General features: G+C 60.9%; 10 protein-coding genes and 1 tRNA gene. 9 read left to right on the top strand and 2 right to left on the bottom strand.

What is annotated here, in order from left to right:
* The coding region (locus LCF59_RS14920; protein ID WP_292288413.1) for a DNA methyltransferase at nucleotides 1-650 on the top strand (650 nt) is incomplete at its 5' end.
* Complete coding sequence (locus LCF59_RS14915; protein ID WP_292288412.1) at nucleotides 647-3,301, top strand: DEAD/DEAH box helicase family protein; 2,655 nt, start codon at nucleotides 647-649, stop codon at nucleotides 3,299-3,301. The genes LCF59_RS14920 and LCF59_RS14915, both read left to right, overlap by 4 nt.
* A gap of 113 nt (nucleotides 3,302-3,414) precedes the next feature.
* On the opposite strand, the gene LCF59_RS14910 is transcribed toward LCF59_RS14915, so the two are convergent.
* Nucleotides 3,415-4,527 carry a site-specific integrase gene (locus LCF59_RS14910; protein WP_292288411.1) on the bottom strand — a complete coding sequence of 371 codons (1,113 nt, stop codon included), beginning with the start codon at nucleotides 4,525-4,527 and terminating at the stop codon, nucleotides 3,415-3,417.
* Nucleotides 4,528-5,050: 523 nt separating this feature from the next.
* Nucleotides 5,051-5,140 (bottom strand) — tRNA-Ser (locus LCF59_RS14905).
* Nucleotides 5,141-5,290: 150 nt separating this feature from the next.
* On the opposite strand from LCF59_RS14905, the gene LCF59_RS14900 reads away from it, so the two are divergent.
* The 7 genes from LCF59_RS14900 to LCF59_RS14870 all read left to right on the top strand — a co-directional run bounded on the left by LCF59_RS14900 (nucleotide 5,291) and on the right by LCF59_RS14870 (nucleotide 11,493).
* On the top strand, nucleotides 5,291-6,112 hold the full coding sequence (locus tag LCF59_RS14900) for a DUF2059 domain-containing protein (RefSeq protein WP_292288410.1): 822 nt from the start codon (nucleotides 5,291-5,293) through the stop codon (nucleotides 6,110-6,112).
* 286 nt (nucleotides 6,113-6,398) lie between these two features.
* Nucleotides 6,399-7,061, top strand: coding sequence for a 50S ribosomal protein L21 (locus LCF59_RS14895; RefSeq protein ID WP_292288409.1), 663 nt, complete (start codon nucleotides 6,399-6,401; stop codon nucleotides 7,059-7,061).
* Between the two features lie 13 nt (nucleotides 7,062-7,074).
* Nucleotides 7,075-7,344: a 50S ribosomal protein L27 gene (gene rpmA, locus LCF59_RS14890; RefSeq protein WP_292288408.1), complete on the top strand. Its 270-nt coding sequence runs from the start codon at nucleotides 7,075-7,077 to the stop codon at nucleotides 7,342-7,344.
* Nucleotides 7,345-7,454: 110 nt separating this feature from the next.
* A complete protein-coding gene (locus LCF59_RS14885) occupies nucleotides 7,455-8,000 on the top strand; it encodes a GNAT family N-acetyltransferase (protein WP_292288407.1) in 546 nt (181 codons plus the stop codon).
* Between the two features lie 53 nt (nucleotides 8,001-8,053).
* Nucleotides 8,054-9,082 (top strand): GTPase ObgE, encoded by a 1,029-nt coding sequence (gene obgE / locus LCF59_RS14880; RefSeq protein WP_292288406.1) that lies wholly within the window; start codon nucleotides 8,054-8,056, stop codon nucleotides 9,080-9,082.
* Complete coding sequence (proB, locus tag LCF59_RS14875) at nucleotides 9,070-10,176, top strand: glutamate 5-kinase (RefSeq protein WP_292288405.1); 1,107 nt, start codon at nucleotides 9,070-9,072, stop codon at nucleotides 10,174-10,176. The genes obgE and proB overlap by 13 nt, the downstream gene beginning before the upstream one ends.
* Nucleotides 10,177-10,227: 51 nt before the next feature.
* A complete protein-coding gene (locus LCF59_RS14870) occupies nucleotides 10,228-11,493 on the top strand; it encodes a glutamate-5-semialdehyde dehydrogenase (protein WP_292288404.1) in 1,266 nt (421 codons plus the stop codon).
* Nucleotides 11,494-11,514: the final 21 nt, after the last annotated feature.

Raw genomic sequence — 11,514 nt, 5'->3', positions numbered from 1 at the left:
AGTCGATATTTGAAGAAGGCGGCGAAGATTTGGTTCTAGACTTTTTCGCCGGAACTGGGACCACGGCTGCCACTGCTGCCAAGATGAAGCGAAAAAGTCTAGAACCAAATCTCCGCCGCATTCTTCAAATATCAACTGACGAAGGAGACGTGGTTCTCGACTTTTTCGCCGGAACTGGGACCACGGCTGCCGCTGCCACCAAGATGAAGCGTCAATGGCTTGGTATCGAGCAGATGGACTATGTGCAGGACTTTCCCATGTCGCGCCTCAAAAAAGTCATTGAAGGCGAACAGGGCGGCATTTCCAAAGCCGTCGAATGGAAAGGCGGCGGATCATTTGTCTATGCCGAACTTGCGGCCTCCAACTCGGATTTTGCCGACCGGATCGAAGCAGCCCCGGACATGGCCACGCTGCAAACCATCCATGCCGACATGCAGGCCACCGGATACCTGCGCTATGACGTGGACCTGAGCGCCTTCGACACCGACGACTTCGCGGCCCTTCCATTGGACGACGCCAAGCGCGTGTTGATGGACTGCCTTGATGCCAACCACCTCTATGTCAATCTCGGCTCCCTTGGCGATGCGGACTTTGACATCTCGGACGAGGACGCCCGCGCGACCCGCTCATTCTATGGGCTGGACCAATGAGCCAGACGCTTACCCAAGAGTTTGACGCGCTGGCCAAGTACGGGGCGCTCAAGGCCGACATCCCCGAGGACATCACCGGCAACCTCGCGCCCAAGATCGAACTGCGCCCCTACCAACGCACTGCGCTGGAACGCTGGCTGTTCTACATCGACAAGTACGAGGCGCGGCCCAAGGCCCCGCACCTGCTGTTCCACATGGCCACTGGCAGCGGCAAGACGGTGCTGATGGCGGCGCTGATCCTGGACCTGTACCGGCGCGGCTATCGCAACTTCCTGTTCTTCGTGAACTCCGCCCAGATCATCGAGAAGACCAAGGAAAACTTCCTCAACCCCGCATCGGCCAAGCACCTGTTCGCGCCCAGTGTGCGGATTGACGACAAGCCCGTGGACATCCGCGAAGTTGATACCTTCGACGCGGTGAACATGGACGCGATCAACATTCACTTCACCACCATTCAGGGGCTGCACCGACGTATGACGGAGCCAAAGGAAAACTCCGTCACCATCGAAGATTTCCGAGACTACAAGGTGGTGATGATCTCGGACGAGGCGCACCACCTGAACGCCGAGACCAAGACAAAGGACAAGCTGACCAAGGACGAGGCGGCGGAACGGCTCAGTTGGGAAGGCACGGTATCTCAGATATCCCGCCAGCATCCCGAGAACATACTGTTGGAGTTTACCGCGACCGTGGACCTGACCAACGACGCGATCCGGGCGAAGTATGCCGACAAGATATTGTACGACTACGACCTGAAGCAGTTTCGCAAGGACGGCTATTCCAAGGACATCGAGTTGCGGCAGGCCGATTTGCCGCCCGTCGAGCGAATGCTGCAAGCAGTGGTCCTTAGCCAGTATCGGCGCAAAGTGGCCGAGGCGCATGGGCTGCACTGCAAGCCTGTGATCCTGATGAAGTCGCGGTACGTCAATCAATCCAAAAAGGGAGACGCACCTTTTTCAATGGAGAACCAGTTGGCTTTCCATAAGCTGATTGAGGGCTTGACCGGAGAACGCCTTGAGGCGCTGAGGGCAGCGTCTGCGGACGATGAGACCCTCACCAAAGCCTTTGACTTCATCATGGATGAACGCGCCATGAGCGCAGCAGATTTCGCCCGTGAGCTAAAAGGCGACTTCGCTCCCGAGAAGGTGGTGAATGTCAATGATACCAAGGATTTGGAAAACAGACAGATAGAACTCAACGCCTTGGAGGACCGCGACAACGAGATACGGGTGATCTTTGCCGTCGATAAGCTGAACGAAGGCTGGGACGTGCTGAACCTGTTCGACATCGTGCGCCTTTATGACACCCGCGACGGCAAGGCCAACAAAGTGGGCAAGACCACGATGGCCGAGGCGCAGTTGATCGGGCGCGGGGCGCGGTACTTTCCGTTCATGGCCCCAGACCAGCCCGACGCGGCGCGGGAAAAGCGCAAGTACGACAGCGCCGTGGACACGCCCCTGCGCATCTTGGAGGAACTGCACTACCACTGTTCCCACAACCCCAAGTACATCCAAGACATCCGCAACGCCCTGCGCGAAACTGGGATGCTGGACGACACGGCCCGGACGGTGCGGCTGCGGCTCAAGGACAGTTTCAAGCAAACCTCCCTATATGTGAGGGAATACGTCTGGACGAATGATCGGATGCGCAACCCGCGCGACGGTGTGGCCGGGCTGGACGCCTACAAGATCGAAGGCCCGTTCACCTATCCCAACCTGATGACAGGCCGGGTGACGGAAGCCTCTGCCTTTGGCGATGAGCGAGCGAAGTCAAAGCCGTCCAGCAAGGAACCCGTGTCCCGAGACTTCAAGCTGGCCGGTTTTGGCAAGGCCATTCTTGGCTTCGCGATGGACGCCAACGACTTCTTCCACTTCGCCAACTTGCGGACCTATTTCCCGCAACTCGCCAGCGCCTCGCAGTTTGTCACCTCTGACACCTATCTGGGCGGCGTGACAGTGAGCGTGCGCGGCTTGCCCGATGACTTGGACAACCTGACCGCGCGGCAAAAGCTGGACATCGCGCAATACGTCCTGCACCAGATCGAAAGCGGCGTGAAACGCGAAAGCGTCGAGTATATCGGCACCACGGACTTCAAGCCCTATCCCATCAAGGACCGCTTCACCGACAAGGTGCTGAAACTGCGGATCGAAGGCGAGACCGGGCTAAGCTGGACCGAAAGCAACGTGCCGGGGCTGGACCAGATCGACCTGAGCAGCAAGGACTGGCACGCCTATGACGACAGCTATGGCACGGATCAGGAAAAGCACTTCATCAAATACTTGCACGATCAGGAAGCCCGGTTGCGCGGTATCTATGACGACTTCTACCTGCTGCGGAATGAGAAGGCGGTGAAGCTGTACGACTTCGACACCGGACGCGCCTTTGAACCCGACTTCGTTCTGTTTCTGAGGAAGAAGGGCGAGGAAGCCAGCACGATCTTGCAGCTATTCATCGAACCCAAGGGCGACCAGTTACGCCCGCAAAACGACTGGAAGCAGGACTTCCTTGCGCAAGTGAAAGCCAAGGCCCGACTTGAAACGGTTTTCCAAGGCCGGCACTATAACGTTCTTGGACTGCCATTCTTCAATGAGACGGGGCAGACCAATACCGACTTCAAAGCGGCGTTCGAGACCGAGGTGCTGGACGCATAGCGCGACCCTGTTTGTCTATATCTGCGGGATTGGCGGTTTATACCATGGTTCCCCCATTACCGGGGCAAATAACGGCAGACAATCGCACGCCTGCCGTTATCGTCGCGCTCAAATCAAGGATGAAACTTCTCAAGGGCTTCTTGCTTCTGCGCCAGCGTATGGCCTTCCTTGAAATAAACCTGTTGTGCCACGCCCTCGCGTTCATGGCCCACGATGTCCTGATACAGAGGCTCATGGACGCCAGCCTGCGCAAGTCGCGTTATCATCGTGTGACGGAAACTGTGAAGGACCAAGCCCGGTTCTTTCATTCCTAGCCGGTTAAGGAAGGTGCCGAACCATCGCCCCGGATTACGGCCAAATCCTTCTTTTTCGTTATATGAGAAGGACATGAACAGACGCTCTTGGCGCGGTAGGGATTGCACCCATTCAAGAAAACCAAGTCGGATTAACTCGGAGTGGATGGGCACACGACGCTTTGCTGCCGGTGTCTTGAGGCTCTTTCGCTCACCATCATCGTTGATGTCGATATACCAGATGTCACCTTCCTGCCGGATGTCTGTCAGGAATAGTTGAGCGATCTCGCGGCGTCTTGCGCCAGTATAGAGCGCAAGCAGCGTAAACCACTTGTATTCTGCTGACTTCACAAGCCCGGATGGGTTCTCGGTCAACTCTTGCAGAAGTAGCCGCGTCTGGGCCTGCGAGAAGGTCTTGCGTCCTTCCTCGGCCTGCTTTCGCGCCTTTACCTTCATATCGACAAACAGCTTCTCAGGCGCGCGGCCATGCTTTTCGGCCCAGTCCCAGAAGCGGCGGAACATGTCGATGTAACTGTTGACGGTCTTCACGCCCATCTTGGGCAAGCCGGGAACGGCGATGGCGTCCTGCAAACTCAGGTCGCGGGTTTCGGGCTTGGTCTTGCGGTTGGCGGGCAGGGCTTGCACCAGCTTCTTCATGTCAGCGGCGTCTTGGCGGCTGATCTGGTCCATCGGGCGGTCCGGTCCGAAATGCTCCACCAGCAGAGCAAGGTAAGCATCGGCCTTGTTCCGCATCTCCTGAGACCATTGCGGCCCATGCTCGGCTTTGAAATCTGCGATGGCCGCGCTCAGAGACGCTGAGCGGGTCTGTGATGGCATTGGCGCTGTCTGGGCAGGCTCGCTGAAGGAATAGCCTTCAAGGCTCTCAGCGGCGCTCAGAATGGCTTTGATCTGGTCCCGGCGGGCCTTGCGCATCTCTTGGCGCAGGGATGGCTCGTTCTCGGCCCACTGAGCGTCTGTTAGGCCCGCTGAGGCCCGGAAAGCGTCCGGGTCAAGGAACAGGTCCGAAAGATCGTCGTGGCGCTCTGCGGCGTCCTCATGGGCGGCTAGCTCTTGGCGCAGGGCGTTAAGGGACCGATCCGGCAGGCCGGTATCGTTCAGCTTCTCGACATACGCGTCCAGCGAAGCCGCGAAGTAGCTTCGCACCATCTCGCGCATCTCGTCTTGCCTGAGCCTAGCCAATGCCTTGTTATCCCGAACCAATCGCCCGCATGATGCAAGATGACGGGCAAGATCGCCAGCCCGATCTGGGCACTTAGTGCGAAGGGAAATCCTGACGGTGCGGCGGCTTTGGCGGTCTGGGGAAGGCAAGGGCCAGCGGAAATAGTAGACCCCGTGGCGCGACGGCGAAAGGAAGGCGGACAGTTTCATGGGCGTGGTGCTCCACTTTGTGTCGCACTTGCCTGCCCAACTCTTAAGTCGCTGATTTAGAAGGAAATGGCGGAGAGACAGGGATTCGAACCCTGGGACCCCGTGAAGGGTCAACGGTTTTCGAGACCGCCCCGTTCGACCACTCCGGCACCTCTCCGCGGGGGTCTGGTGACGGCGCGTTTAGCTTTTGAGCCAGACGGGTGCAACCTCTATTTCACCGCCGACCGTTCAAAGCGATCACGCCGGGTCGGGTTGGAATAACGCCGGCTTCGACATAGGTATGGCCAAAGAGATGACGGAGAGTTCGATGGTTCGACACTTGATCGCAGCAGTGGCAATGGGGCTTGGCACGTTTGGCGCCACGTTCCCCGCGATGGCCGCCCCGACCGATGACCTGCTGGACGCATTGGGTGTGCCGGAGATCGTCGATATCATGCGCAACGAGGGCGTTGCGTATGGCGACACGCTTGCACAGGACATGGTGCCCGGCGGAGCGACCGACTCCTGGCAGGCCACCATCGAACGGATTTACGACGAAGACCGGATGTTGGCCACGGTGCGCGACGGGTTCGCCGAGGAATTCGGAGACGCCGACACAGCGCCATTGCTGGCGTTCTTTCGGTCCGAAGCCGGCCGGGAGATCGTCAAGCTCGAGTTGAGCGCGCGGGACGCGATGCGTGACCAGGAGATCGAGGACGCGGCGCGCGCCGCTTTTCGCGATCTCGAGGACAGCGGGTCTGAAACCCTGGAGGCAATCTCCGACTTCGTCGATGCCAATGACCTGGTCGAGGCGAATCTCGTCGGGTCGCTGAACGCCAATTTCATGTTCTACCTTGGCATGGTGGAGGGCGGCGCCTTGCAGATGACCGAATCCGATATTCTGGCCCAGGTGTGGTCCTCCGAAGAGGAAACACGACAGGACACGCGCGAATGGGTCCATGCGTTCCTTTTGTTGGCGTATCGCCCGCTCGATGAGGGCGTGGTCGACGACTACACCGACCTGTCGCGCACGGATGACGGCAGCGCGCTGAACCGTGCGCTTTTTGCCGGGTTCAACAAGATGTATGACGATATTTCCTATGCGCTGGGACGGGCCGTCGCGCGGGAAATGCAGGTGCAGGAGCTTTAGGGCCGGTCTCGGATCGCTGCGCGATCCGACCGGGTGGGGGGACGCTGTCCCCCCACACCCCCTTGGGATATTTGGAAACCAAAGAAGAGGGGGATGTGTCCGAAAGGGCATTGACACGGTGGCCCGCGCGCCGCATAAGCCGTGCATCTGAAGACGGGGCTTTTGTCCCGCCTTTTGTTTTTATGGCACTGACGTCCCTGGCGGGACGCGCTGTCCGAGGCGGGGTACCCCACGAAACACCGGGCGACCGGGGCCACAGGACGCGGATGATAAAGGAAAAGACACGATGTTCGCGGTGATGAAAACCGGCGGCAAGCAGTACAGGGTCCAATCGGGCGATATGCTGCGCGTTGAAAAGCTGGCGGCGGATGCCGGCGAAAAGGTACAATTCAATGATGTTCTGATGGTCGGTGGCGACCAGGTCGTCGTTGGCGCGCCATTGGTTGACGGCGCAGCCGTGCAGGCCGAGGTGGTCGACCAGATCAAGGGTGAAAAGGTCATCAACTTCGTCAAGCGGCGCCGCAAGCACAGTTCCAAGCGGACCGTGGGTCACCGTCAGAAGCTGACGCTGCTGCGGGTGACCGATATCCTCGACTCCGGCGCGGACACCTCCGGCGTCAAAGCCGCGGTCGGTGCAGGCTCCGGTGTCGCGTCTGCCGCCGGCCCGACGGCGTCTGCGGCGCCGAAGGCCGAAAAGTCTGCGGCCCCCAAGGCTCAAAAGAAGGCCGCCGCGCCGCAAGCCGCTGCCGGCTCTGACGATCTCAAGCTGCTGTCGGGTGTTGGTCCGGCGCTCGAGAAAAAGCTGCACGAGGCAGGGGTCACGTCCTTTGCCCAGATCGCAGCATGGACGGATGCAGATGTCGAAGAATTCGGCGAGAAATTGTCGTTCAAGGGCCGGATCGAGCGTGAAGGCTGGATCGAACAGGCCAAAGAACTGGCATCGAAGTAAGGAGACCTGACCAATGGCACATAAAAAAGCAGGCGGTTCATCCCGCAACGGTCGCGACTCTGCCGGACGCCGCCTTGGCGTCAAACTCTACGGTGGCCAGTCCGCGATCCCCGGCAACATCATCGTGCGTCAGCGCGGAACCAGGTTCTGGCCGGGTGATGGCGTCGGCATGGGCAAGGATCACACGATCTTTGCGACCGTCGACGGGAACGTGACCTTTCACAAGGGGCTCAAGGGCCGCACGTTCATTTCGGTTCTGCCAATGGCCGAGGCCGCAGAGTAAGCCGACCTAGAGGTTTTCGTAAAATCGTGAGGGGGATCGGCAAACCGTCGATCCCCTTTCCCGTTTGGGGCAGCTTGCCCTGTTCGGACTCTGCGACGAGGAGAGAGCAGATGGTCCTTGATACAACATCACCCGGGCAGCAAGCCGCGATAAAGACCGACCGCTTCGTGTTGCGGCCGGTTCGGGGGTCTGACGTGGGTTTGATTACCCATTATGCCAGCGAACAGCGCGTGGCGAGCATGACATCCACGCTGCCGCATCCCTATCCACCCGGAGCGGCGCAAGGGTTTGTCGACCGTGTCACCGGTGACACCCGGGACGAGGACGCATGGGCCATGGACGGCACCGCGCAGGACGCGTCGGAACTGATGGGGGTCATCACGCTCAAGCGGCTGGACCGCGACCAGTCCGAAATCGGCTATTGGGTCGCGCCGCCGTTCTGGAACACCGGCGTTGCCTCCGAGGCGGTCGAGGCGCTGGTGCAGGCCAACCCTTTGGGCAACAAGACGATCTTTGCCAGCGTGTTTCAGGACAACCCGGCCTCGGCCCGCGTTCTGACGCATTGCGGCTTTGAATATATCGGCGATGCGGAAACCTTTTCCGTGGCGCGCAATGCAACGGTCCCGACATGGACCTATCTCAAACGAATGGGCTGACGCGCCGGGGCAAACCCGGTAGACGGCGCGCAGGTCCGATCAAAGGCTGACACATGAAGTTCCTCGACCTCTGCAAAGTCTACATCCGCTCCGGCGCTGGCGGGAACGGCTGCATCAGTTTTCGTCGCGAGAAATATGTTGAATTCGGCGGACCCGACGGCGGCGATGGCGGCCGGGGTGGTGATGTCTGGGCCGAGGCGGTCGACGGGCTGAACACGCTGATCGATTTCCGGTACCAGCAGCATTTCTTCGCGGAAAACGGGCGCCACGGCGCGGGGCGTCAGCGCACCGGCGCCGACGGGGATGACATCGTGCTTCGTGTGCCGGTCGGGACCGAACTGCTGGACGAGGAGACGGTGATCGCTGATCTGACCGAGCTGGGTCAGCGCGTGTTGCTTGCCAAGGGCGGCAATGGCGGTTGGGGCAACCTTCGGTTCAAGACGGCGACCAACCAGGCTCCGCGTCGCGCCAATTCCGGTCAAGAGGGCGTGGAGCGCACGATCTGGCTGCGGCTCAAGCTGATTGCCGATGTAGGGCTTCTGGGGCTGCCGAATGCCGGCAAATCCACCTTCCTCGCGGCCACGTCAAACGCGCGGCCCAAGGTGGCGGATTACCCCTTCACCACGGTGTATCCCAACCTGGGCGTGGTCGGCGTGGATGATGCCGAATTCGTGGTCGCGGACATTCCCGGCCTGATCGAAGGGGCGCATGAGGGCAGGGGACTGGGCGACCTGTTCCTGGGCCATGTCGAACGATGTGCCGCGCTGCTGCATCTCGTGGATGGCACCTCCGGGACGCTGCTCGACGACTATCAGACCATCATAGACGAGCTCGACGCCTATGGCGAAGGGCTGGCCGACAAACCACGGGTGACCGTGCTCAACAAGATCGACGCGCTGGATGCGGAGGAACGCGCTTTTCTCAAGGAAGAGCTGGAGCGCAAATCGGGCCTAGAGGTCATGCTCATGTCCGGCGTCTCCGGCGAGGGCCTGACCGACGTGCTGCGGGCGCTGCGTCAGCATGTCAAGATTACTCGCATCCGCGAACAGGCGACCGAGGAAACCGAGCCGTGGCAACCCTGAGCGATGCGCGCCGGCTGGTCGTCAAGATCGGCTCGGCGCTTCTTGTGGACAAGACCAACAGCACGTTGCGCGTGGACTGGCTGCGGTCGCTGGCGCAAGACGTGGCTCGGATCACGGCGCGGGGCACCGACGTGATTCTCGTCTCCTCCGGCTCTATTGCCCTGGGGCGCGGCGTGCTGGGTCTGCCGCCCCGCGTTTTGCCCCTGGAACAATCGCAGGCGGCGGCGGCGGTGGGCCAAATCCGGCTCGCCCGCGCCTATGAAGAGGCGTTTGTCCCGCATGGTCTGACAACCGCACAGGTGCTTGTCACGCTCGAGGACAGCACCGACCGCCGCCGGTATCTCAACAGCCGCGCGACACTGGAAACGCTGGTCGGCCTTGGTGTCATTCCCATCGTGAACGAGAACGACACGGTGGCCACCGACGAAATCCGCTATGGCGACAATGACCGTCTCGCCGCGCAAGTCGCCGCGACCGTCGGTGCGGACCAGCTGATCCTGCTGTCGGACGTGGACGGTTTTTACAGCGCCAACCCGGTGCAGGAGCCGACTGCGCGGCACTTTCCCATCATTGACGCCATCACACCCGAGATCGAGGCGATGGCGGGCGATGCGGGCTCGGGGTTGTCGAAAGGCGGCATGAAGACCAAGGTGATGGCGGCGCGCACGGCCACTGCCTCGGGCTGCGCCCTGGCAATCACCGAAGGGTCGCGTTTGCATCCGCTCAAGGCGCTGGAGGAGGGCGCGCGGGCGACGTGGTTCACACCGCAACTCGATCCGCATACTGCGCGCAAACGCTGGATTTTGGCGATGAAACCGCAAGGCGCGCTTCGCATCGACGACGGCGCGGCGCGGGCGCTTCGGCGCGGCACATCGCTTTTGCCGCCGGGCATCATTGGTGTTTCGGGGCGCTTTGAGCGCGGCGACCCGGTGCTCATCAAGGATGCGCAAAACCGCGAGCTGGGCCTTGGCCTGAGCCGCTATACAGGCGCCGAGGCCGATGCGATCAAAGGGCACAAATCGGCCGATATCGAGGAAATCCTGGGCTATCCCGGCCGCGCCGTGGTAATACATCGCGATGATATGGCGATTTAGACGTCTTCTCTTTCCAAATATGCAAATTCGAGCTTTGCAAAGGCGATACCGATGAAAGACCTCACAGATATTCCCGCAGTCATGCAAGAGATCGGCGCCCGCGCCAAGGCGGCGTCGCAGGAACTGGCCTATGCCTCGGCAGAGCGCAAACAGACGGCCCTGACCGGCGCGGCCGACGCGGTGTGGAAAAACCGCGCGGCGATCATGGAGGCGAACGCCAAGGACATGGTGTTCGGCCGTGACAAGGGGTTGTCGGAGGCGATGATGGACCGGCTCATGCTGGACGAGGACCGTATTCGCGGCATCGTTGACGGGTTGCGCGCTGTCGCCCAACAGGCTGACCCGGTCGGCGCGGTGATGGCGGAATGGGACCGCCCCAGCGGTCTGCATATCAAGCGGGTGCGCACGCCTTTGGGCGTTGTCGGTGTGATCTACGAATCCCGCCCCAACGTGACGGCCGATGCAGGTGCCCTGTGCCTCAAGGCCGGCAATGCCGTGATCCTGCGTGGCGGGTCCGAGAGCTTTCACTCCTCCGGGGCGATCCATGCCTGCCTTGTCCAAGGTCTGCGACAGGCCGGGTTGGCCGAGGACGCGATCCAGCTTGTGCCGACACGCGACCGCGCCGCGGTGACTGAAATGCTCACCATGGTCGATTTCATTGACGTGATCGTTCCGCGCGGCGGCAAGGGGCTCGTCGCGCTTGTGCAACGCGAGGCGCGCGTGCCGGTCTTTGCCCACCTCGAAGGGATTGTGCATATCTATGTGGATAAAGACGCCGATCCGGTCAAGGCTCTCGACATTATCCTGAACGCCAAGACGCGGCGCACTGGGATCTGCGGTGCGGCCGAATGCCTGTTGATCCACAAGGGTGCGGTCGAAACCATCGGTCAAGGGGTCATTCGCGCGCTTGTCGATGCCGGTGTGGAGGTGCGGGCTGATGAAACGCTTCGCACCATCGAAGGCACGGTGGCGGCGAGCGAGGATGATTGGGGGCGCGAATTCCTCGACAGCATCATCGCCGCGCGCGTGGTCGACGATCTGGATGCAGCAATTGACCATATTAACTGTCACAGCTCGAACCACACCGACTGCATCATCACCGAAGACGATGCCGCAGCCAACCGGTTCTTCGACCGCATCGACAGCGCCATCCTGATGCGCAACGCGTCGACCCAGTTTGCGGATGGCGGAGAGTTCGGCATGGGGGCCGAGATCGGCATCGCCACCGGAAAGCTGCATGCGCGTGGCCCTGTTGGGGCCGAGCAGTTGACCAGCTTCAAATACATCGTTGTCGGCGATGGTACGACGCGCGCCTGAGGGGTTGTCGCCATGCCGCCG

It is taken from the genome of Marivita sp. (assembly GCF_020055675.1).
Classification (GTDB): Bacteria; Pseudomonadota; Alphaproteobacteria; order Rhodobacterales; family Rhodobacteraceae; genus Marivita.
Note: the sequence above shows the minus strand (reverse complement) of the source record. Positions and strands in the feature narration are given on the sequence as shown.

Bases quoted from the DNA above. Each gene is read 5' to 3' on its own strand.
- LCF59_RS14885 (WP_292288407.1), top strand. From the start codon at position 7,455: ATGGTCCTTGATACAACATCACCCGGGCAGCAAGCCGCGATAAAGACC.
- LCF59_RS14870 (WP_292288404.1), top strand. From the start codon at position 10,228: ATGAAAGACCTCACAGATATTCCCGCAGTCATGCAAGAGATCGGCGCC.
- LCF59_RS14895 (WP_292288409.1), top strand. From the start codon at position 6,399: ATGTTCGCGGTGATGAAAACCGGCGGCAAGCAGTACAGGGTCCAATCG.
- LCF59_RS14900 (WP_292288410.1), top strand. From the start codon at position 5,291: ATGGTTCGACACTTGATCGCAGCAGTGGCAATGGGGCTTGGCACGTTT.
- LCF59_RS14910 (WP_292288411.1), bottom strand. From the start codon at position 4,527: ATGCGCAAGGCCCGCCGGGACCAGATCAAAGCCATTCTGAGCGCCGCT.
- LCF59_RS14915 (WP_292288412.1), top strand. From the start codon at position 647: ATGAGCCAGACGCTTACCCAAGAGTTTGACGCGCTGGCCAAGTACGGG.
- obgE (WP_292288406.1), top strand. From the start codon at position 8,054: ATGAAGTTCCTCGACCTCTGCAAAGTCTACATCCGCTCCGGCGCTGGC.
- rpmA (WP_292288408.1), top strand. From the start codon at position 7,075: ATGGCACATAAAAAAGCAGGCGGTTCATCCCGCAACGGTCGCGACTCT.